Annotated in this window: 20 protein-coding genes; 13 read left to right on the top strand and 7 right to left on the bottom strand. The window is 70.1% G+C overall.

What is annotated here, in order from left to right:
- A complete protein-coding gene (locus ABFY07_RS27860) occupies positions 1–468 on the top strand; it encodes a hypothetical protein (RefSeq protein ID WP_346177117.1) in 468 nt (155 codons plus the stop codon).
- A gap of 156 nt (positions 469–624) precedes the next feature.
- On the opposite strand, the gene ABFY07_RS27855 is transcribed toward ABFY07_RS27860, so the two are convergent.
- Both ABFY07_RS27855 and ABFY07_RS27850 read right to left on the bottom strand, forming a co-directional pair.
- A complete protein-coding gene (locus tag ABFY07_RS27855) occupies positions 625–891 on the bottom strand; it encodes a DUF397 domain-containing protein (protein WP_346177116.1) in 267 nt (88 codons plus the stop codon).
- A gap of 13 nt (positions 892–904) precedes the next feature.
- Positions 905–1,759: a helix-turn-helix domain-containing protein gene (locus tag ABFY07_RS27850; protein ID WP_346177115.1), complete on the bottom strand. Its 855-nt coding sequence runs from the start codon at positions 1,757–1,759 to the stop codon at positions 905–907.
- 198 nt (positions 1,760–1,957) lie between these two features.
- On the opposite strand from ABFY07_RS27850, the gene ABFY07_RS27845 reads away from it, so the two are divergent.
- The 4 genes from ABFY07_RS27845 to ABFY07_RS27830 all read left to right on the top strand — a co-directional run bounded on the left by ABFY07_RS27845 (position 1,958) and on the right by ABFY07_RS27830 (position 3,848).
- Positions 1,958–2,272: a hypothetical protein gene (locus ABFY07_RS27845; protein ID WP_346177114.1), complete on the top strand. Its 315-nt coding sequence runs from the start codon at positions 1,958–1,960 to the stop codon at positions 2,270–2,272.
- A gap of 133 nt (positions 2,273–2,405) precedes the next feature.
- The gene (locus ABFY07_RS27840; RefSeq protein WP_346177113.1) at positions 2,406–3,095 is read left to right on the top strand and encodes a hypothetical protein; all 690 of its coding nucleotides are present in this window, start codon (positions 2,406–2,408) and stop codon (positions 3,093–3,095) included.
- Positions 3,096–3,171: 76 nt separating this feature from the next.
- A complete protein-coding gene (locus tag ABFY07_RS27835) occupies positions 3,172–3,465 on the top strand; it encodes an ArsR/SmtB family transcription factor (protein WP_346177112.1) in 294 nt (97 codons plus the stop codon).
- Positions 3,462–3,848: a VOC family protein gene (locus ABFY07_RS27830; protein WP_346177111.1), complete on the top strand. Its 387-nt coding sequence runs from the start codon at positions 3,462–3,464 to the stop codon at positions 3,846–3,848. The genes ABFY07_RS27835 and ABFY07_RS27830 overlap by 4 nt, the downstream gene beginning before the upstream one ends.
- A 65-nt stretch (positions 3,849–3,913) precedes the next feature.
- On the opposite strand, the gene ABFY07_RS27825 is transcribed toward ABFY07_RS27830, so the two are convergent.
- Positions 3,914–7,819 (bottom strand): GH92 family glycosyl hydrolase, encoded by a 3,906-nt coding sequence (locus tag ABFY07_RS27825; RefSeq protein WP_346177110.1) that lies wholly within the window; start codon positions 7,817–7,819, stop codon positions 3,914–3,916.
- A gap of 309 nt (positions 7,820–8,128) precedes the next feature.
- Positions 8,129–8,656 (bottom strand): hypothetical protein, encoded by a 528-nt coding sequence (locus ABFY07_RS27820; protein WP_346177109.1) that lies wholly within the window; start codon positions 8,654–8,656, stop codon positions 8,129–8,131.
- Positions 8,657–8,999: 343 nt separating this feature from the next.
- Here ABFY07_RS27820 and ngcE point away from each other — a divergent pair, with 343 nt between their 5' ends.
- From ngcE to ABFY07_RS27780, 8 genes are all read left to right on the top strand, one after another.
- Positions 9,000–10,436, top strand: a complete 1,437-nt coding sequence (gene ngcE / locus ABFY07_RS27815; RefSeq protein WP_346177108.1) for an N-acetylglucosamine/diacetylchitobiose ABC transporter substrate-binding protein — start codon at positions 9,000–9,002, stop codon at positions 10,434–10,436.
- Positions 10,437–10,494: 58 nt separating this feature from the next.
- Positions 10,495–11,526 carry a carbohydrate ABC transporter permease gene (locus ABFY07_RS27810; protein ID WP_346177107.1) on the top strand — a complete coding sequence of 344 codons (1,032 nt, stop codon included), beginning with the start codon at positions 10,495–10,497 and terminating at the stop codon, positions 11,524–11,526.
- Between the two features lie 61 nt (positions 11,527–11,587).
- Positions 11,588–12,538, top strand: a complete 951-nt coding sequence (locus tag ABFY07_RS27805) for a carbohydrate ABC transporter permease (RefSeq protein WP_346177106.1) — start codon at positions 11,588–11,590, stop codon at positions 12,536–12,538.
- A 354-nt stretch (positions 12,539–12,892) separates the two neighbouring features.
- Positions 12,893–14,446, top strand: a complete 1,554-nt coding sequence (locus ABFY07_RS27800) for a class I adenylate-forming enzyme family protein (protein WP_346177105.1) — start codon at positions 12,893–12,895, stop codon at positions 14,444–14,446.
- Entirely contained in the window at positions 14,446–14,694 is a 249-nt protein-coding gene (locus ABFY07_RS27795) for an acyl carrier protein (RefSeq protein ID WP_065965509.1), read from the top strand. Before ABFY07_RS27800 ends, ABFY07_RS27795 begins: the two co-directional genes overlap by 1 nt.
- Positions 14,691–16,163 (top strand): condensation domain-containing protein, encoded by a 1,473-nt coding sequence (locus tag ABFY07_RS27790; protein ID WP_346177104.1) that lies wholly within the window; start codon positions 14,691–14,693, stop codon positions 16,161–16,163. The genes ABFY07_RS27795 and ABFY07_RS27790 overlap by 4 nt, the downstream gene beginning before the upstream one ends.
- Positions 16,153–17,193 carry a glycosyltransferase gene (locus tag ABFY07_RS27785; RefSeq protein ID WP_346177103.1) on the top strand — a complete coding sequence of 347 codons (1,041 nt, stop codon included), beginning with the start codon at positions 16,153–16,155 and terminating at the stop codon, positions 17,191–17,193. Before ABFY07_RS27790 ends, ABFY07_RS27785 begins: the two co-directional genes overlap by 11 nt.
- Positions 17,190–18,119: a hypothetical protein gene (locus ABFY07_RS27780; RefSeq protein WP_346177102.1), complete on the top strand. Its 930-nt coding sequence runs from the start codon at positions 17,190–17,192 to the stop codon at positions 18,117–18,119. The genes ABFY07_RS27785 and ABFY07_RS27780 overlap by 4 nt, the downstream gene beginning before the upstream one ends.
- Here ABFY07_RS27780 and ABFY07_RS27775 read toward each other — a convergent pair.
- The 3 genes from ABFY07_RS27775 to ABFY07_RS27765 are packed head-to-tail and all read right to left on the bottom strand — an operon-like array spanning position 18,094 to position 21,557.
- Positions 18,094–19,632, bottom strand: coding sequence for a class I adenylate-forming enzyme family protein (locus ABFY07_RS27775; RefSeq protein ID WP_346177101.1), 1,539 nt, complete (start codon positions 19,630–19,632; stop codon positions 18,094–18,096). The two genes, ABFY07_RS27780 and ABFY07_RS27775, sit on opposite strands and share 26 nt — an antisense overlap.
- Positions 19,619–21,316: an AMP-binding protein gene (locus ABFY07_RS27770; RefSeq protein ID WP_346177100.1), complete on the bottom strand. Its 1,698-nt coding sequence runs from the start codon at positions 21,314–21,316 to the stop codon at positions 19,619–19,621. Before ABFY07_RS27770 ends, ABFY07_RS27775 begins: the two co-directional genes overlap by 14 nt.
- The gene (locus ABFY07_RS27765) at positions 21,309–21,557 is read right to left on the bottom strand and encodes an acyl carrier protein (protein ID WP_065965515.1); all 249 of its coding nucleotides are present in this window, start codon (positions 21,555–21,557) and stop codon (positions 21,309–21,311) included. The genes ABFY07_RS27770 and ABFY07_RS27765 overlap by 8 nt, the downstream gene beginning before the upstream one ends.
- Positions 21,558–21,611: the final 54 nt, after the last annotated feature.

Below are 21,611 nucleotides of genomic sequence, written 5' to 3'. Positions count from 1 at the left end.
ATGAAAATTTATATGGCGGCGAATGATTCGCAGACTGTGGAATCGTGGACTAATGTCTTCCGGGCGCGGGATGGCGTGGACGTGGTCGAGGCCAGAGCTGCGTCAGTGGAGGCCGATATTGTCGTAATGGCCGGCGTCTGGGCTTTTGAGCGCTATGGCGGGCGACCAACACGCGACGAGGCTCAGATCCTGCCGAATGAAACGGGGGATGGGATGCCTTCATGGGTGGTAATTCCTCCGTATCGGCCATTTGTGAGGAAAGGAAGCGAGATCGCGGTCCGTGAGGACTTCGCAGAGGTGAGCCCTGCATATTTTGCGATTGTTCAAAGCCTCCGGGTGATTCGGCGTGAATTCGGGAATGATGTGGTGGTTCTTCTTAACCTCCCGCTTCTTGGGATGGACGATCCGCATGATGAGCAAACGCCACTGTCCGTGGCGACAGCAATTGACGAAGCTATGAGTGAATAAAGAGGTAGTCTTCTCTTCCCTGTAGCCAGTCGCCCGATGCCTGAAAGACTCACCGATCAGCTAGCGTAAGCCATGAGCGGGCTCGGTCGGCGAACTCCGTGATGGTCAGTAGTTCCGGCTTGCTGGGGGTCACGCCGCTCACCAGCGGTGGGCGATTCATGAGTTGACCAGGTTGTCGAAGCGGCCCGATTTTGCTGCGCGTATGAAGACGCCGAGGGTGGCGGGCGTGGTGGTGAGGATTACGTCAGGGTCGTCGCTCTCGCGGATTTTGATGGCTTCGGGGGCGGGGGCGGCTACATTGAGGCAGTTGGCTGCTTCTGCGCTGAACGATGACTTGTGCCAGTCATCAGGCACCCTGGCGACGTAAAGGCAAGCGGATCCCTCTTGGCTGTAGGACGACTTCTGCCAGGCCTGGGCGGACATGATTTGCTACCTCTCAGAGAGTCTTCATGACGTGGTGGATCAGGTCGCGGGACGCTGCTGGCTTGAGCGCGTAGCTCTCAAGATGGTTCAGCACGCTCCGATACTTCATGAGGTGGGCTTCCGCGTCGAGTAGTACGGTGCCGTGATCCGTGTCGAGCTGGACGGTGTCGAGTTGTGGCACCGTGCCGCCGAAGTAGTCGATGGGGTGACCGGAGCCATGGAGGGGTCCCGCGCCGAACGGGATGACCATGAGCTTGATGTTCTCGTGTTCGCTCATCTCGGCGAGGTGCTGAAGTTGCGCCCGGGCTACATTCGGACCGCCCACCCCCATCCGTAGGGCGGCTTCATGAATGATCGCCGTCAGCAGGGTCGGTTTGCTGTCGTAGAGGATCCCCTGCCGTTTGACGCGGAACGAGACGCGGTGTTCCACAGCGGGCGGTGGGAGCGGAGGCACCGTGGCGTCGAAGAGTGCGCGGGCGTGGTCCCTCGTCTGGAGCAACCCGGGGATGTGGACCATGGTGGCCGCGCGCACAAAGCGGGCGTGATGCTCCAGTTCGGCCATGTCGAGCAGCCCCGCAGGCAGTACTTCCCGGTCCTGCTCCCACCAGCCCCGGGTCTGTCTCCCGGTCATCTGGGTCAATGCCTCGATCAATTCCTGATCCGCGCAGTCGTACAGGCCGGCCAGCGCCCGTACCCGGTCCGCGCTCACCGCATAGCGCCCTGCCTCGATGCTGCTCATGCGCGACTGGCTGGCGCCGAAGTGCTTACCCGCTTCGGTTGCGGACATGTCCGTGCGTTCGCGGAGTCGGCGCAGCTCGGCGCCAAGGCGCCGTTGCCGCACGGTCGGTGGGCGGCTGGTTGGGGCCATGAGCGATCTCTCCCTGATCGGTCCAGGCGTGCGGTGTCACCCTAACGGGCGTACTTGGGCTCCATCCGCATCAAACATGGGATGCAGTCCATAATTCACGCTACGGTGTGACCCAAGCCACTTCGGCGGGCAGCGTCGCGCCACCGTAAGCGCACGGCTTCGCCCTGGTCCAATTCCCCTCCTGATCGGGAGACTTCCATGGCCAACGAAACCCCGTACGACATCGACAAAGAGCTCTGCCAGCTCGCCCTGGACAACGCCCCTCGCGTCTTCGCCGTCACCGTCCAGTACGACGTGGCCCCAGGCGTCCCGGACGGTGAGATCGCCGCCTGGGGGCTCGCCTACAGCGACGGAACCGCCCATGTCGTCACCGCCGACGGCCGACACCGCCTCAGCCTCAAGTCGCCCGAGCGCGCCGCCTGGTGGTTCGGGCGTCGGGACGACATCACCGCTCGGCTCCTCTGGTTCGGTGCGCCTTCCGTGCCCACGTTCCAGCCGGTCCAGGCGGCCTGAAGCGCGTACGGGCCGAAGCCTGATTTGCGGTGAGTATCGGACAGCGACACGCCGACGCCACGGCGTGTCGCTGTCCGATACTCACCGCAAAGCGCATGCTCATGTGCGGCTGACGCGTCGTAGGGTCGGACGCATGTCCGACCTTGACCAGGCAGACAGCACGCTCACCCCTCACCCCCTGCTGGCGCTGTTCCACAACGCCGCCGACGGACGCTTCCCGTCCGCAGACGGTCAGGTCTCCATCCTTCCCGCTCTGCCACGCGGCTTGGAGTGCTCGGTCGCCTTCACGGGGCACGCGGTCATCGCCACCGCCCTTTCCTCCGGTGAGGTCCAGTCCCAGGAACCCGATGGCTACGGCGGATCCCTGGCCCCTGACTTCCTGCGCTACCTCGCGGGTCAGGGTGGCCGGATCGGCACCCTCGACGCCGTACTCGTCGCGCGCGGCGCATCGGGCTCGCCTCGCTTGCCGCAGCGGCTGGATGTCGAGGATCACCCCCGGGTTCGTCACGCCAGGGAACTGCGCACCGGTGTCCGCGTCCACGGAGACGAGCGTGGTCTTGTCACGCTGGCGGACGGTCTGGCCGGACGGCGTGAGCTAAGCGTCGAACTCGACGAGCCTGGCGGCGGCAGCAGCAACAACAGCAGCAGCGGGCTGGGGCGGTCTCTCCTGCGCGACGCCCTGACCCTGGTGCCCGCCGGCGAGCCGGTGTTTGCCGCTGTCTCTCCGGGAAACGCCCGATCGCTCCGCGCCTTTCTCGCCGCTGGGTTCGTGCCGCTGGGGAGCGAGGTGATTATCCGCCCTGAACGGACCTCTGCTGGGTGACCCAAGTGCGCGCACGGCGACGCGGGCGGCAGCCTCGCCTTGATAGGCAAGTCGTTACTTGCCTATGCTGGGGGTCATGGCGGAGGATGTCTTCAAGGCGCTGGCCGACCCGACCCGCAGGAAGATCCTCGATGAGCTGACGGAGCGGAACGGCCAGACGCTGTTCGAGATCTGCACGCGGCTTACGACCAAGCACGGTCTGGGATCGTCCCGTCAGGCGATCAGCCAGCACCTTGCCGTACTGGAATCCGCGGGTCTGGTCGTCTCGCGGCGCCAGGGCCGCTACAAGTTCCACGACCTCGACACCCAGCCCCTTGAGCGCATCGTGACCCGATGGCTCAAGCGCGATGCACCGGAGGGCACCCCATGAAGATCTACGTCACCAGCGTCTTCGTCGACGACCAGGAGCAAGCCCTGCGCTTCTATACCGACGTGCTGGGCTTCGTGAAGAAGCACGACATCCCGCTGGGTACGGCCCGGTGGCTGACCGTGGTCTCGCCGGAGGATCCTGACGGGACCGAACTGCTGCTTGAGCCCTCCGGCCATCCCGCCGTGCCGCCGTACAAGACGGCGCTGGTCGAGGACGGCATCCCGGCCGCCTCTTTCGCCGTGGACGACGTACGCGCGGAGTTCGACCGACTGCGCGAGCTGGGGGTGCACTTTACCCAGGAGCCGCTGGAGATGGGGACGGTCACCACGGCAGTGTTGGACGACACCTGCGGCAACCTGATCCAGATCGTGCACAGCCAGTAAGACTTCGGTGGTGCGGTGAGTATCGGACAGGTCCGATACTCACCGCACAGTCACTGGCGTCGCTGCTACCCCAGCAGCTCCACCTCCGCCAGGGTTGCCTTGCCCTCGGGTACAAGGCGGTAGCGCTCATACGACCCCGGCGCGTGCACCGAGAAGACCCGCGTCTGCTTGTCCCAGGCGAAGGACTCGCCCGACCGCCGGTCCACATCCGTCCACTTTTCGCCGTCGCGGGAGCCCTGAAGCACCCACCCCGAGGGGGCCTTGGCCCGATCCGCAGGCGAGGTCAGGGTGTACTGGACCACCCGCGCCGAACCATCCGCGACCGGAAGGTCGACCGACTCGAACGTCGCCTCCGTCTTCGACGTGTCGTCCAGCAGCTCCGCGCCCGGACCCCCGCTCGGCGGCGCCGTCACGTCGCGGCGCGGGGTCGGGACCTTGTCGTTCGTCGTAATCGATGTAGGCGCTGCGCCCTTCCCCGTGCCCCACTTCGTGGGCTTGGCGCCCATGTCGAAGTCCAGCGTGCCGCCGCGCGCGAGCACCGAGTGCGGCAGCGCGGTCGAGCCCCACGGCTTGCCGTTGACCCTCAACCTCTGGACGTAGACGTTCCGCGCGCTGTTCTTCGGGGCCCGGATGACCAGGTCGCGGCCGTTCTCCAGGTGCACCGTCGCCTTGGTGAACAAGGGGGAGCCCACCGCGTACTCCGAGCCGCCCATCACCAGCGGGTAGAAGCCCAGCGCGCTGAAGACGTACCACGCGGACTGCTCGCCGTTGTCCTCGTCGCCGTGGTAGCCCTGGCCGATCTCGCTGCCGGTGTAGAGGCGGGAGAGGACCTCGCGGACCTTCGCCTGGGTCTTCCAGGGCTGGCCGGCCGCGTCGTACATGTACGTCACGTGGTGGGCGACCTGGTTGCTGTGGCCGTACATGCCCATGCGGACGTCCCGGGCCTCGGTCATCTCGTGGATGACGCCGCCGTAGGAGCCGGCGAGGTCGGGGGAGGCGGTTTCCGGGGTGGAGAAGTAGGTGTCGAGCTTCTTCGCGAGCCCGGACCGGCCGCCGTAGAGGTTGGCGAGGCCCCGGGTGTCCTGGGGGGCCGTGAAGGCGTAGCCCCAGCCGTTGGTCTCGGTGTAGTCGTAGCCCCAGACGCGGGGGTCGTACTTGTCGGACTCGACACGCCACGCGCCATCCGCGTTCTTGCCCTGGAAGAAGCCGGCCTTGTCGTCGAAGAGCTTGACGTAGTTCTGGGCGCGGTGCAGGAAGTAGTCGGACTCCTCCTTGTAACGGGCCTTCTTGGTCTTCGCGTAGAGCGCCTTGCCCATCTTCGCGAGGCCGAAGTCGTTGAGGTAGCCCTCCAGCGCCCAGGACAGGCCCTCGTGGGTGTCGGTGGTGGTGTAGCCGAGGAAGAGCGAGCGGTCCATGCCCTTGCGGCCGACGCCCGAGGAGGGCGGGACGGTGGTGGCGTTCTTCAGGGCGGCCTCGTAGGCGGCCTCGGCGTCGAGGGGGACGCCCTTGAGGTAGGCGTCGGCGAAGGCGACGTCCGAGCTGGTGCCGGTCATCAGGTCGGCGTAGCCGGGGGAGGACCAGCGGGCGATCCAGCCGCCGTCCTTGTACTGCTGGACGAAGCCGTCGACCATCTTCCCGGCCCGCTTCGGGGTCAGGAGGGAGTACGCGGGCCAGGTGGTGCGGTAGGTGTCCCAGAAACCGTTGTTGACGTAGACCTGGCCGTCGACGATCTTGGCGCCCGTGTGGGTCGGGGTGTTCTCGCCGACCGGCTTGGAGAAGGCGCTGGCGTATTGGTACCGGGGCTTGGCCGCGGTCCCTGTGTTCTCGAAAGCGGAATTGGGATACAGGTACAGCCGGTAGAGGCTGGAGTAGAGCGTGGTGAGCTGGTCGCGAGTCGCGCCCTCGACCTCGACTCTCCCCAGTATCGTGTCCCAAGCCGTCTGCGCACGGTCCTTGACCTGCGTGAATGAAGCCGAGGCCGGGATTTCGCGGTCCAGGTTCGCCTTCGCCTGGTCGAGGCTGATCAGGGAGGTGGCGATCCGGAGCGTCACCGTACGGTCCGCGCCGGGCTTGAAGCGGAAGTAGCCGGTGACGTCCTTGCCGGCCCCGCCGGACAGCTTGCCGCCCGCGCTGACGGGCGCGTCGAAGACGCCGTACACGAACATGCGCCCCGCCCCCGTGCTGAGGCCGCTCTTGACGTCGGAGTAGCCGCTGACGAGGCCGCGCTCGGCGTCCAGCGTCAACCCGCCGTCCCCGGTGACGTTGTCGAAGATGACGCTCGCGTCGTCGCCGGGGTACGTGAAGCGCATGATTGCCGCGTGGTCGGTGGGGGTGATCTCCGTCTTGAGGCCGTTCTCGAAGGTCACGCCGTAGTAGCACGGCCGGGCGGTCTCGTTGGTGTGGCGGAAGGGGAGGGCGCGGGCGGTGCGGCCGGCGTCGGGCACATCGGACGCGGCCGAGGGCATGACCTGGAACGTCTGGCGGTCGCCCATCCAGGGGCTCGGCTCATGGCTCGCGCTGAAGGCCTGGACGGTGGGGAGGTTGTCCGCGTTGTTGGCGCGGGCGTACTCGTACAGCCAGCTGGTCGAGCCCGCGTTGGTGACCGGCGTCCAGAAGTTGAAGCCGCCCGGGACGGCGGTGGCCGGGAAGTTGTTGCCGCGGGAGAAGCTGCCGCTGGAGTTGGTGCCGCGGGTGGTGACGGCGTAGTCGGACACGTGCTTCAGCCGCTTCTCGGGGGCCTTGGGGGCGATGGAGATGTCGTCCACCCAGCCGCGGAACTTCGCCGGGCCCTTGGGGGAGTCGTACGCGACCAGGATCCGGTCGATCGTCTTGCCGGCCGCGACCGCGCCGATCCGCGACTCCTTGTGGTTCCACTGGTTGACGTACAGCGTCTTGGAGGCGGCCTGGCCCTGGGGGCTCAGCCGGGCGCCGTGCTGGTCGACCGCGCCGGGCAGGTCGCTCAGGTAGGTGCCGTCGGTGAAGGCGAGGTCGACGGAGACATGGGTGGCCGGGTAGTCGAGGTCGGTCTCCGGCATGGAGGGGAAGATGCGGTACGAGAGCAGGGTGTCGCGGGTGACGGCCGTGTCGACGTCGAAGATCTTGTTGTACGAGTACGCGCGGCCGTCCGGCTTGTGGGTGCCCGCGTACAGCAGGGCGTGGGTGCCGGTGAAGCCGGCGTTCGCCTTGGCGGTGGGGGAGCCGGAGGCGCCGCGGTCGACCTGGGTGCGCATCTCGGCGGGGGCGGGCGGGGCGGTGTCGGCGGTCGCCAACTGCACCTCGGCCAACTGGGTGGTGGGATCACCGGAGTTGCGGGTGATCTCCAGCCGGTAGTGTCGGTACGCCGTCGCGTTGTCGAAGCCGAATGCGCGGGTCTGGTGGCGGGAGGCGAAGGACTGCTTCTCGCGGGTGTCCAGGGTCGTCCAGTCGGAGCCGTCCGCGGAGCCCTTGAGGGTCCAGTCGGCCGGGTCGCGACCGGGGGCGTCATTGGCGGAGGTGAGGGCGTAGCGGACGGCCTTGACCGGGTCGCTGAGGTCGAATTCCAGCCAGGCGGTCTTTTCGAACGCGAGCCACTTGGTGGTGGTCTCGCCGTCGACGAGGTTCTCCTTCACCTCGCCGCCCCCGGCGTTCTCCGCGCTGGCGCGGACCGCGGTGACCTTGTCGGTGACATTGCCGGGGATGCCGCTGCTGTAGCCGCCGTCGACGCCGGAGGTCTTCTTCTCGCCGTCGGGCCCCGTCTCGACCGTGTTGCGCCAGTCGGGCTGCGGGTCCTTCGATTCGAAGGACGATGCGAAGGACGACTCGAAGGACGATGAGGAGGATGGTTTGGAGGACGACTTGGCGGACGCGGCGCCGGGCTCGCCGTGCGGGGCGGCGGCCGCCGCGCCCTGGGCCGTCAGTGTCAGCACCACGGCCGCCACCAGGGCGGCCGGTCGTCGGAGTATGTGCCCTGGTCTGGATGGTCTCGGTGGCATGCTCCGCCTCTCCACGAGCTGGACAACGTTGTCAGTTCCGTAGGGCAGAGTTAAGTAGGGAGGCTGCGCCCGGCGGTGTCAAGGAGGGCCGCGCGAAGCTGGGGGAATCCGGCGCCGGGGCAAGGGAATCAGGCCGGGGCGAGGGAAACGGGCCGGGCAAGCGAAACGGGTCGGGCAAGCGGAACCGGCCGGGCAAGCGGAACCGGCCGGTGCAAGCGGAACCGGCCAGGTCGAGCGAACCGGCCGGGAGGAGGGGACCGGCCGCGGTGGGGGTGGGGCCGCTCCCGCTCCCGGACCCTCAGCGGCGGCTCAGGACGCGGTCTTCGACTTGGTGCCGAGCGAGATCCGGCACTGCTTGGCCTTCTTGGACGAGTCCGCCTTGAGCCCGAGGACCTTGATGGTCTTGGTCGAGTTCGCGGCGACCGCGCGGTCCGACTCGATGCCGGTGGTGATCACCGTGCCGTCGGAGTCGACGAAGCCGACGAGCAGCGAGTAGTAGGACGTGGTCGAGTCCGAATTGGTGATCTTCACATTGGCGTACGGGATGCCGTCCGAGCCCCAGCCGCACGTGCCCATCTTGGCGTCCGAGGTGACCAGCCCGCCGCCGCCCGTCGGTTCGTCCGTGGGATCGTCCGTCGGGTAGTCCGTCGGGTCCTCGGTGGGGCTGGGGGACTCGGTCGGCTCGACCGGCAGCTGGGCCATGCCCTTCCCGATCGCGGCGCCGCCCTTGGTGTCTCCACTGGAGGATCCGCCCCCTTCGGAGCCGCACGCCGATATCGACGCGAGTGTCGCGACCACGACAAGCGTGGAGGCGAAGGGGAATTGCTTCCGGACCACAGGGACCGCCTTTCGATCGTATCCGCGCACGACGGCGTGCCGCACGGGCTGTGTCCCCTACGGTATGTCGGACAGGTCTCAACTCGGGAAAGACTCCGGCCCGATGACCTTTCGATCTTGCCCACTTGAGGTCCAGTGGACTATACCTGTCGCCCCGGGGGGAGGCCGCCATGCGGCTCCACGTCGCGCCCGCCTTAGCGGGCCTCCGTGCTCCCCGGCGCACACTCAGCAATACTCCGATTCACGCTTCAACTGACCCGCGGTGTCGGGCCCCTCGCCGGAGGCGAGTATGTACGGGAAACCGCTACACCGCCTGAGTCCTGACGAAGGCGAGGACTTGAGCATGGGATCCACCCCAGATTTCGGCCGTCGCGACCTGATCAAGCGGTCCGCGGCGCTCGGACTGGTAGCCGTGCCGTCCATCAGCACGCTGACCGCCTGCGCGAGCGGCGGTGACGACGACGGAAACAAGGTCGACAAGGGCGAGAAGAGCGCCAAGAACCCGCTTGCCGTCAATGAGAGCGCCGGGCTCGACGTCGTCATTTTCGACGGTGGTTTCGGCCAGAAGTACGCCAAGGACGCCGAGGCCGAGTACGCGAAGGCTTTCCCGAAGACCAAGGGCAAGATCAAGCACTCCGCCACCCAGAAGATCCAGACGGTCCTGCAGCCGCGGTTCAACGGCGGCACCCCGCCGGACCTGATCGACAACTCCGGCGCCGAGCAGATGGACTTCGGCACCCTGGTCGCGAAGAACCAGCTGACCGACCTGACGCCGCTGCTGGACGCCCCCTCGGTGGACGACCCGAACAAGAAGGTGCGCGACACGCTGCGCCCCGGTGTCGTGGAGATGGGCCAGTTCGACGGCAAGTCGGTCTGGATCCTGTACTACGCCTACACCGTGTACGGCGTGTGGTACTCCAAGACCAACCTCCAGAAGCTTGACGCCGAGTACCCCGAGACGTGGGACGACATGCTCAAGCTCTGCGAGAAGGCGAAGAAGAAGGGCATCGCCGGCTGGACGTACCCGGGCAAGTACCCGTACTACCTGCCGTTCAGCCTCTACCCCTTCATCGCGAAGATCGGCGGCCCCGAGACGCTGATCGCGATCGACAACCTGGAGCCGAACGCCTGGAAGCACCCGGCCGTCAAGGCCGCCTTCGAGGCGTACTACGAGCTGTACAAGAAGGGCTACGTCCTCAAGGGCAGCGCCGGCCTGACCCACATCGAGTCGCAGACCGCCTGGAACCAGGGCAAGGCGCTGTTCATCCCGAACGGCTCCTGGGTCGAGAACGAGGCGAAGAAGACCACCCCGGACGACTTCCAGATGTCCGTCGGCGCGCCGTCCAGCCTGGACAGCGGCGACAAGATGCCGTTCGGCACCATCTGGGCCTCCGGCGGGGAGCCCTTCATCGTGCCCAAGTCGGCGAAGAACCCCGAGGGCGGCATGGAACTGCTGCGCATCATGCTCGGCGAGAAGTCCACCAAGAACTTCGTCAAGCAGGTCTCCTCGCTCACCTCGCTCAACGGCGGCACCGACGGGCTGTCCCTGCCGCCGGGCCTGGCGTCCGCTCAGGCGGCGCTGGAGAAGGCCGGCAAGAACGTCGTCAACCCGCGTCTCCAGGACTGGTACGTGGCGCTGCAGAAGCAGCAGATCGGCGTCGGCGCGCTGGGCGAGATGATGGCGGGCCGGATGACCCCGGCCGAGGCGATCAAGAAGATCCAGAAGTTCGCCGACGACACGGCCAAGGACGACGCCGTGAAGAAGTACAAGCACGCCTGATGAGGTCCGAGCGTCACCAGCGGCTGTTTTCCGCAGGGGAAGACCGAGGTCGGTAGAGATGCAGCACGGTAAGCACCAGTCGGCTACGGCGGTGGTCGCGAAGGTCCCGGGTGGGAAGCACCCGGGCGCCAGGTCACCGCGCGTCAAGCTGTCCAAGCGGCAGAAGTTCGAGCGCGCGTACCGGCAGTACGGATTCCCTGTGGGATTCCTTGCCCTGCCGGTCGTCATTTATGCGATCTTCGTGGTGTCGCCGTTCATCCAGTCCATTTATTACTCCTTCACGGACTGGACCGGACTGAGCTCCGACTTCAAGATGGTCGGGTTCAAGAACTACGACTGGCTCCTGCACGACGACCTCTTCTGGAAAGCGGTCGGGCACAATGTGCTCCTGCTGCTGGTCGTGCCGCTGGTGACGCTCGGGCTCGGGCTGTTCTTCGCCTTCATGCTCAATGTGGGCGGCCGCAGCAAGAAGAACGCGGCCGTCTCGGGGGTGCGCGGGTCGAGCATCTACAAGGTGGTGTACTTCTTCCCGCAGGTGCTCTCGATCGCGATCGTCGCCCTGCTGTTCCAGTTCACGTACAATCCGCGGAACGGCGCGCTCAACGCGTTCCTCGGGGGAATCGGGCTGGATTCGCTTCAGCAGGAGTGGCTCGCCGATCCCAAGCTCGCGCTGTGGTGCCTCATGGTGGTCATGGTGTGGTGCAACGTCGGCTTCTACGTCGTCCTCTTCTCCGCCGGAATGAGCGCCATTCCCAAGGACTTCTACGAGGCGGCGCTGCTGGACGGCGCCAACCGCATCACGACCTTCTTCAGGATCACCCTGCCGCTGCTGTGGGACACCGTCCAGACCGGCTGGATCTACATGGGCATCCTCGCCCTGGACGCCTTCGCCGTCGTGCAGATCATGACCGTGGGGCCCGGCGGACCCGCGGATGCCACTCAGGTGCTGGGCTACATGGTCTACACCAAGACGTTCCGTGACGGGCAGGCCGGGCGCGCGACGGCCATCGGTGTCGCGATGCTGATCGTGACCCTGATCTTCGCGGTCATCGTGGGCAGGCTCGGCCGGCGCGAGCGGCTGGAGTACTGATGACGGGGCCCACCACCGCACACCGGAACCGCCGTATCTCCGCCGACCTGGGGGTAGCACAGTGACCGCGCAAGCACAGCCCTCGGAGCTCCCGGGCGCCACGAAGACGGAGGAGGCGCCCGGCGCGGCGCCCCCGGCCAAGGGGCAGCGCCCGCCGCGCTTCACCCCCGAGGGCCGGATCAGCAGCGAGGGGAAGGTCCTCAACGTCTTCTCGCACGGCATGCTGGTGCTCTGGGGACTGCTGGTCACCCTGCCGCTGCTGTGGGCGGTGATGAGCTCGCTCAAGACCGACAAGGAGATCTTCACCTCTCCCTGGGGCCTGCCGTCCAGCCTGCACTTCGACAACTGGTCGCGGGCCTGGAGCAAGTCGAACATCGGCGACTTCTTCCTCAACACCGTCCTGGTGGTGGGGTGCTCGCTGGTCGGGACGATGCTGCTGGGGTCGATGGCGGCCTACGTCCTGGCCCGCTTCGAATTCCCCGGCAAGCGCTTCGTCTACTTCCTGTTCGTGGGCGGAATGAGCTTCCCGGTCATCCTGGCGCTGGTGCCGCTGTTCTTCGTCATGCGGAACATGAGCCTGCTCAACACGTTCCACGGGCTGATTCTGGTCTATATCGCCTATTCGCTGCCGTTCACCGTCTTCTTCCTCACGTCCTTCTTCAAGACGCTGCCCACGTCGGTGGCGGAAGCGGCGATGCTCGACGGGGCCTCGCAGACCCGGACCTTCTTCCAGGTGATGCTGCCGATGGCGAAGCCGGGCCTGATCAGCGTCGGCATCTTCAACTTCCTCGGGCAGTGGAACCAGTACATGCTGCCCACCGTGCTCACCACGGATGAGGACAAGCGGGTGCTGACGCAGGGGCTGGTGCAGCTCGCGGCCAGCCAGCAGTACAAGGGCGACTGGTCCGCGCTGTTCGCGGGTCTGGTCCTGGCGATGCTGCCGGTGCTCGGCGTCTACATCGTCTTCCAGCGCCAGGTGCAGGCGGGTCTGACCGCGGGGGCGCTCAAGTAACCCGCGACCTGCCTGCGCTGTAACCGGCGCCGTAAGCCGTTTCGCAAGCCGTTTCGTAAGCCCCGCCCCTCTTCGGCCCTTTCGGTCCGAAGAGGGGCGGCTTGTCTCCCGGCGATTCCCGATCCGCGGATGATGTTGCCGCAGATCCCTCTCACCCCCGCGCTGAGCGACTGTAAGGTGCCGGTAGTTTCCCGGCGAGATCCCGGGTGACACGTCGCCGTTTCCGGGCGCGCAATTCCCCGACGACGGAATTGCGCGCCCGGCGGCGGAATTCCTGGCCGCGCCGCGGAGCCGCGGTGCCGCACGAGCGGAAAGCGGCCGGCGCGACGAGGCGTACAACGGGGAGGAGCCGCGGTGTCCACGGGGCTGTGCGAGGAGACCGCGGGCCGGATCGCCGATCCGCGCCGCGTCGCCGTCAGGGAGCAGACCGGCCGGACCTGGAGCTGGGACGGGCTGCTGGGGGCGGCCGAGGACCTGGCCGGGCGCCTTCGCGAGCGGGGGCCGCTGCGGCTGGTGGCCGCCCGTACGAGCAGGCCCGTGCTGACGCTCGTCGCGACGCTGGCCTGCGATCTGCTCGAAGTGCCGCTGGTGCACCTGGACTCCGGCCAGACCGAGGCGGAGTACGCCCGCATCGGCGCCGCCTTCGGGCCGCATCTGCTGCTCTCAGACCCCGGCCCCGGCCCGGGCTCCGACCCCGGCCCCGACGCCAAGCCCACATGGGAGCGTGACGGGCTCTCGGTGGTCGTCTCCGTCAGCGGCGGCGAGGGCGGGGGAGGGAGCGCGGCGGAAGGGCCCGCCTTCGGCTCCCCGCGCTCGGGCATCTTCCTCACCTCCGGCTCGACGGGCGAGCCCGCGGGCGCCGTGCGGTCGGCCCGCGCCCAGCTCGCGGACGCGCTGCGGTGCGCCGCCTTCCTCGAATACGGCCCCACCACCCCTGTGGTGTGCGCGGCGCCGGTCGTCCACGCGTACGGATACACCCTGGGCATGCTCGCCCCGCTGCTCAGCGGGGCGCCGGTGACGCTGTGCGGATCGCGCCTGGTGCCCTCCCAGCTCGCGGCCGCCGTCCGGGACGCCGGGGCCCGGGTCCTGATCGCCCTGCCCTTCCACTACCGGCTCATGGCGGCCGACACCGCCTCCCGCTTCGACGGCCTGGAGCGCGCGGTGTCCGCCGGGGCGCCGATCCCCGCCGGCGCCGCGGAGGCGGTCACCAAGGCGCACGGCTTCGCGCTGCTCAACAACTACGGCTCCTCCGAGACCGGCGCGATCACCATCAAGCGGGTCGACCCGGCGCACGACCGCCCGGGGGATGTCGGCCGGCCGCTGCCCGGCATCGTGGCGAGCCTGCTTGACGTCGGCGAGGAGGACGGCGCGGGCGAACTCCTGCTGGCCACCGACTCGCTGGCCGACGGCTACGCCCATGCCGACGGGCTGCGCCCGCTGTCCCTGCACGGGGACCTGCTGCGCACCGGGGACCTGGCGACGCTGGCCCCCGACGGCTCGGTCAGGCTGGTCGGCCGGCTGGCCCGGATGGTCAACGTCGGGGGGAAGAAGGTCAATCCGGTCGAGGTGGAGCGGGTGCTCGCCGAACACCCCGCCGTCACCGAGGCGCAGGTCTTCGCGGCGGAGGACGGCGGCCGGGGCCAGGTGCCGGTGGCCCGGGTCGCGGCCCCCGGCCCGGTCACGGCCGACGCGCTCATCGGCTGGTGCCGGGAGCGGCTGGCGGAGCACAAGATCCCCCGGCGGGTCGAGGTGCTCGCCGAACTGCCCCGCTCGGCGACCGGCAAGGTCCTCTCCCCACACGCCCAGAGCCGGGCGGGAGCGCGGACCGCACCCGGGCCGGTGGCCGGGCCGCCGACCGAGTCGGCAGCCGAGCCGGCGGCCGAGCGAGAGAAGGAAGGAAGCGCGTGATGGACCGCGAGAGCCTGGTCGAGGAGATCGCCCGGCAGATCACCGTGGTGGTGCCCGCGCTGGCCGAGGCCCCGCCCGGCCCCGGCACCAACCTGCTGGAGATCCCCGACTTCGACTCGATGGCCATGCTGGAGCTGCTGGTCTGGCTCCAGGGGAACTACGGGATCGACGTGCCCGACGGTGAGGTCTCCCCGGAGAACCTCTCGACCGTCGGCCGGATCGCGGACTTCGTGCTGAGGCAGCGTTGACCGGCGCGGGCGAAGAGGTCGTCATCGAGTTCCGTGGGCTGCGCGCCGTGCGCGCCCCGCTCACCTGGGGCCAGCAGGTCATCTACCGCGCGCTGCAGAGCCGGGCCGACCGGGCCCACTACGACTACAACCAGCGGCTGTCGCTGCCGGTGCCCGAGGGCCGCGCGCTGCCGGACGTGATCGACGCGGTACGGGCGCTGGTCACCGTCCACGAGAGCCTGCGCACCCTCTACCGGGACGGCACCGCCGACTCCGCCCCGTACCAGGAGGTGGCGGGGGAGGGACGGCTCGCGGTCCGGGTCCTCCACGGCGACGACCCGGCCGCGGCCCTGGACGCCCTCGCCGCCACGGACTTCGACCTGTCCCGGGAGTGGGGCGTGCGCGCCGCGGTGCTGACCGGGCCCGGCGGGCCGCGCCACCTCGCGCTCTACCTGTCGCACGTGGCCGTGGACGGCTGGGCGGCCGGCCTCGTCGTACGCCAGGCGAGGGCCCTGCTCGCCGACGCCGCCGCCGTACCCGCCGGGCCCGTGCCGCAGCCCGCCGACCTCGCCGTGGCCGAGCGGTCGGCGGCCGGGCGCACGGCGGACCGCCGCGCCGCCGCGTACCAGCGCTCGCTGCTGCTGCGCGCGCCGCGGACCATGTTTCCCACCGCCGCCGACCCCGGAAGGGCGCTGCCCGACGGCGGAAGGGCGCTCGCCGATCCCGGAGAGACGCTCAGGGCTCCCGGGAGGCCGCCGGAGTGGGCCCACGGCGAGTTCAGGTCGGGGCGGCTGGAGGCGGCGGCGCGGGAGGTGGCCGCGCGCTGCCGGGCCGGTGAGGAGACCGTCTACCTCGCGGCCCTCGGCACCCTGCTCGCGCGCCGCGCGGGCCTGACCCGCTGCGTGCTCAAGACCATCTTCGCGAACCGGATCGGCGCCGAGCGGCAGGCCATGGTGGCCCCGCTCGCCTCCGACGTGCTGCTGTGCTTCGACGTCGGCGGCCCCTCGTTCGACGACAGCGTCCGCGCCGCCCACCTCGCCAAGCTGCGCGGGTACGCCCGCGCCCAGTACGACCCCGCCCGCCTGGAGCGGCTGGTGGCGAAGGTCGGCCGGGAGCGCGGCGAGCAGATGGACCTGTCGGTGCTGCACAACGACCTCGGCGCCCTCGCCCCGCCCCGGGAAGACGGCGACGGCGACGGCCGCCCGGCGCCCGGCCCCGGCACGGTGGCGACGTCATTCCGCTGGGCCGAGCCGTTCCGGCTGCCCTCGGTCAAGCTCTACTGCGACGTACGCACCTCCCCGCGCGGCGAGCGGGTGCTCGGCATAGCCGCCGACACCCGGTATCTGCCCCGGCCGGACCTGCGTGAACTGTTCTTCCGGATGGAGGAACTGGTGGTGACCGCCGCCGACGAGCGACAGCACCCGCGGGACCAGCAGGACCCGCAGGACCCGCGGGACACCGACGAGCGGCTGCCGGTCCATGTCCGGTGAGACGGTCGGGGTGGTGATCGCCGCGATGAACTCCGCGGCGTTCATCGACCAGGCGCTCGGCTCCCTGGCCATGCAGACCACACCCGCCGACCAGGTGGTGGTCGTCGACGACCACTCGGACGACGACACCGTGCGGCTGGTCGAGCGCTGGCGCGCCATCCTCCCGCTGACCCTGCTGCGCAACCGCGGCCCCGGGCGCCTGGGGGTGTGGGGTGCGCGGCGGGCCGCCATCGAGGCGCTGGAGACGGACCTGGTGCTCCAACTGGACGGCGACGACCTCGTCCTGCCGCACCACGTGGCCGCGATGAGCGAGACGTACGCGGCCTCGCCCGGCCTGATCAGCCCGCGCCCGCTGACCTGGACCGGCCAGGGCCCGTTCCGCCCCGCCACGTACTCCAAGGGCGGGCTGCCGCTCCCGGGCGACCAGCTGATCCAACTGCTGGCGCAGAACTACGTCGTGGTCGGCTCGCTGTTCGCGCGCGAGCTGTACGAGCGGGTCGGCGGCTACCGCCAGGTGGCGTACGGCGAGGAGTGGGACCTGTGGCTGCGGCTGGTCGCGGCGGGGGCGCGGGTCAGCAAGCCGGCCGAGCCGTCGTACGTCTACCGGGTGCGGGCCTCCAGCTACGCGGGCGGCTTCGTCCGGAACGAGGCGGAGACCGAGGTGCTGAAGCGCTTCCTCCAGGACAGCGAGGACCCGCTCCACCGGCGGGCCGCGAAGGTGGCCCTGCTGCAGCGCACGGGCCTCGCCGCGCTCGGCGCCCTCGCCCCGGTGAGCGGCCCGCTGCCCGAACCCGTACGGGCCTTCGCCGCCGGGCACGAACGCCCCCTGACGCGGGCGTGCCGCGACCCGGACCTGGGCTGGGTGCTCTCCTTCGCCTCCGGCGCCGAGGTGGCCGCGTGCGACCACACGGCCCGGGTGATCGTGCACGTGGTCGAGAAGGACGGGAACTACGAGGCCGTGGAGATAGCCGACCCGCTGATGCGCCGCGACGCGTCCTCGCTGCGCGACATCCTGCGAGGTGAGCGATGAGCCGCGAACAGGCGGTCAAGGACGTGCTGGAGCGGGCCGGGCGGATCCCGCACCGCTGGCGGCGGTTCACGGTGAGCGCCGACACCGCGGCGCGGGTGCACCGGATCGACGAGGCGCTGCTGGGCGAGGCGCTGGACCTGGGCCTCGCGCACGAGGGCGGCGGGGCGGACCGCCGCTTCGACGACCTCGACCTGAAGAACCTCGGCCTCGGCCTGCGCATCCCGTCCCCCGCCTGGCTGCAGGTGCGGCTGTCGGCCCAGCCCTTCAACGCGGCGGAGGTCCGTGACGCCACCTACCGGACGCGGTTCCAGGGACGGGCGCCCGGGGTGCTGGAGCCCTCGCCGCAGCTCGCCTCCGCCGTGGTGGCCGGCACGCTGCGGCGGATGGGGCCCGATGTCTTCGAGGCGGACCTCCAGGTGTCCGCCGGCGAGAACGCGCCGGACGCGGACGCGGACGGGGACGCGGACGGGGAAGCGGCCGACTGCGCGCGGGAGCTGGGGCCGGTGCTGCCGGAGGCGGCACGGCTGGAGTACTACCTCGTGCCCGACGGGCTGCGGGGCGACGCCGGGTTCGTGGCGGAGACCCGGCTGGCCGACTGCCGCGCCGGCACCACCTATCTGGTGCGCGTCGCGGAGGACGCCGGGGCGGCCGTACGGCCGGCCACCGGGCTGCTGCTGGCAGGAGCGTTCCCCCTGCCGCACGCCTGGCTCGAGGTGCGCCGCGGTGACCGCTGGCTGCCCGCCGACCCGTACTACCTCGTCACCATGGCCGGATACGGGCTGCTCGACGGGGAGCGGTGGCCGCCGCACCGGTCGGTCGCGGGGACGGTGTGGAAGATCTGCGGCCCCCACGAGGACCTGTGCTTCCTGGCGGGCGACGGTGGGCCCGTGAAGACCTCCGTCAGGATTCTGCGGCGATCGCCCTGAGCGCCTTGCGGTCCGTCTTGCCGTGCCCGGTCAGCGGCAGCTCCGGGATTACCAGGCAGCGGGCGGGGATCTTGTACGGCTCGATCTCCCGCTTGAGCGCGGCCAGCACCTCACCGGGGCGCAGCGAGGAGCCCGCCACGCACAGCACCGCCTCCTCGCCGTCCCCCGCCGGCGGCAGCACGGCGGCGCCGCGCACCCCGGGCACCCGGCGGGCCGCGGTCTCCACCTCCTCCGCGCTCACCCGGAACCCCCGCTGCTTGTACAGATCGTCGCGGCGCCCGGAGAAGTACAGATAGCCGTCCTCGTCCAGATGGCCGTAGTCGCCGGTGCGCAGCTCGGGGAAGAGGCCCTCGGCGCGCGGGAACCGCTCCGCGGTCTGCTCCGGGCGCCGCCAGTAACCCGCCATCACATGCGGGCCGCGCACCACGATCTCCCCGACGGTGCCGGGGCCCACCCGCCGCCCCCGGTCGTCCACCACGAAGACCTCCGTGCCGGGCAGCGCCCGGCCGCACGCCCCGGGCCTGCGCAGGTCCTCGTCGGGCGGCATGACGGCCACCCGCTTGCACTCCGTCAGGCCGAACATCAGCTGCACCCGCATCCGGGGCAGCGCGGCCCGCAGCTCGGCGAGCACCCCCGGGGGCATCGCCGAGCCGGTGTTGGTGAGCAGCCGCAGCCGTATGCCGTCGGTGCCGTAGCGCGGCAGCATACGGGCCAGGCCCTGCGCGAGCGAGGGGACGACGGGCAGCACCGTGGCGCCCGAGCGGCGCAGGTTCTTCACCAGGACCGGGCCCACGTCCGAGGCGCTGCCGAGCCACAGGTGGGCGCCCGCCAGGGCGCTGAGGAAGAGCTGGTAGAGGCCGTAGTCGAAGGACAGCGGAAGCGCGCAGTAGACGACGTCGTCGCGCGTGTACGCCAGCTCGCCGTGGATCGCCCGGGCGGCGAACAGCAGTTGCGCGTGGGTGGACACCACGGCCTTGGGCGGACCGGTGGAGCCGGAGGTGTAGATCAGGCAGACCGGGTCCACGGACAGCGGGCCCGCGCCCCGGGCACGCTCCTCCCCGGGGTCGGCCCCGGCCTCGGGCGCTTCTTCTTCCAGAACGTCCAAAGCGTCCAGGGGTGCGTCCAGGGCGTTCAGGGGGGCGTCCAGGGGCGGCGGGCCGTCGCCCGCGGTGACCAGGAGGACGGCCTCGCTGTCCTCGCGGACATGGGCCAGGGCCGGGCCGTGGACCTGCTCGTGCAGCACGCAGAAGGCGGCCCCGACCCGCGAACAGCCGTACACCAGGGCGGCGGTGGCGAGTCCGGGCGGCAGGGCCAGCAGCACCCGGTCGCCACGCCCGGCGCCCCGCTCGCGCAGCCACGCGGCGGCGCGCAGGGAGGCCGCGCGCAGCCGGGCGTAGTCCCAGGTCCGCCCGGCGTGGGTGAGGGCCGGGCGGGAAGGGTGGCGGCGGGCCGCCGCGTCGAGCAGCTCGTGCAGGACGGACGGCGACGCGGAGCCGAGGTCAGCGGCGGGCATGCCGCTCCGCTTCCCGCCCGGTCTCCCGCTGGCCGGCCTCCTGCTGCCCGGTCTCCCGCTGCCGGGTGTCCCGCTGGCCGGCCTCCCGCGTGGCCTGTTCGGCCAGCGCCTTGCGGTCGGTCTTGCCGTGGGCGTTCAGCGGGAAGCGGGCCACCCGCTTCAGGACGCGCGGGATCGCGGCCCGGGGGAGCAGGGTGCCGAGCGCTTCGACGACCGGCCCCCGCTCGGTGGCGGTCCCGGTGTAAAAGGCGTGCAGGGCATGGGTGTTGCCCGCGGGCACCGCCACCACCACCGCCTCGTCCACGCCCGGGCAGCGCCGCAGCGCCCACTCCACCTCGGGGATCTCCACCCGCACGCCCCGGATCTGCACCTGGTGGTCGAGCCGGCCCGAGTACAGCAGGGTGCCGTCGGGGGCCGTGGTGACCAGGTCGCCGGTGCGGTACCAGCGCTCGCCGTCGAGGTCGAGGAAGCGCCCGGCGTCGTCCGCCGGGTCGAGATAGCCCGCGAACACCTGCGGCCCGGCGACGCACAGTTCGCCCCGCTCCGGGTGGCGGGCGCCGTCCGCGTCGAGGAGCATGGCGCGCATCCCGGGGTGGAGCCGGCCCATGGGCACGGCGCCGTGCGCCTCGGGGGGAAGGACGTCCGTGGCGCGCCAGGCGTGGACGGTGCAGTTCATGGTGACTTCCGTGGGCCCGTACAGGTTCACCACGGTGGACCCGGGGGCGGCCCGCTGCCAGTCGGCCGCGTCGTGCTCCATCAGCGCCTCGCCGGCGAAGAAGCTCCAGCGCAGACCGGGCATGGCCCCGTCGGTGAGCCGCCGCGTCCTGCGGACGACGGAGATCGCGCTGGGGGCGGAGAACCAGACCGTGATGCCGAGCTCGTTCACCAGCGCGGGGAGATCGGCGTAGCCGAAGCCGGGGACGCGTGCGACGCACGCCCCCGCGCTCCAGGCGGCGAACAGATCGAAGATCAGGGGGTCGAAGGTGATGTCGACGGTCTGGGAGAAGACGTCCCGCGGCCCGAAGTCGTAGAGCTCCCGCACACACCGCAGAAAGTGCTCGGCATTCCGGTGCGAGATGGGCACGCCTTTCGGGCGTCCGGTGGAGCCGGAGGTGAACATGATGTACGCGCGGTCGTCCGGTTCCACGCGCCACGGCTCGAACGGCACGGCCCCGCCCGGATTTTCCGCCGGGCGATTTCCACCCGCGGTGCTTTCACCCGGGGTGCTTTCGCCGCCTTCGGCGGGTTCTCGGGTATTGGCGCCGAGTGTTTTCAACGTCTCGGCCCGCACCACGGGGGGATGATCGGCCAGCTCGGCGAGGATCCCCGCCCCCCGGTCGTCCGCGAGGACCACGGCCGGGCGGGCGACCCGCAGCATGGCATCGGTGCGCGCCGCGGGGAATTCCACATTCAGCGGCATCGCCGCGGCCCCCGCGTACATCGCGGCCAGGACGCCGACGTACGCCACCTCGCCCCGCTCGGCCAGCACGCCGACCGCGGTCGGCCTGCCCCCGGCCGCCTCCACCAGGGCCGAGGCCCAGGACAGCGCGGTCCGGTGCACCTCCGCGTAGGTCCAGCCGCGGTCCCCGACCCGCAGCGCGGGCCGGTCCGGGTGGGTGCGCGCCGAGTTCAGGAAGTGGCGGTGCAGTCCGTGCCGGGCGTCCGGTCCGCCGCCGCTAGCCATGCGAACTCACGAACTCCGTGAGCGTTCCGACGCTGGCGAAATGCTCCAGTTCCAGGCTTTCCGTATCGAATTCGGCGCCGGTCTCGGTCTCGATGAGCATGAGCAGCTCGATAACCGAGGTGGAATCCAGACCGAGGTCCTCGAAGAGCAGGGTGCCGGAGTCGACACCGGACAGCTCGCCGCGTCCCAAAACCTGTCGCAGTGCCGCTAGAACGCTCTGCTCCGCGGAGGACTTTCGCATGGTCCGGATCGAAGTGGATACGCCATCGGGTGTCAAGGTCTTGACGCGGATCTT

The sequence above is a fragment of the Streptomyces sparsogenes subsp. cuspidosporus genome (genome assembly GCF_039532705.1).
GTDB classification, from domain to species: Bacteria; Actinomycetota; Actinomycetes; order Streptomycetales; family Streptomycetaceae; genus Streptomyces; species Streptomyces sparsogenes.
Note: the sequence above shows the minus strand (reverse complement) of the source record. Positions and strands in the feature narration are given on the sequence as shown.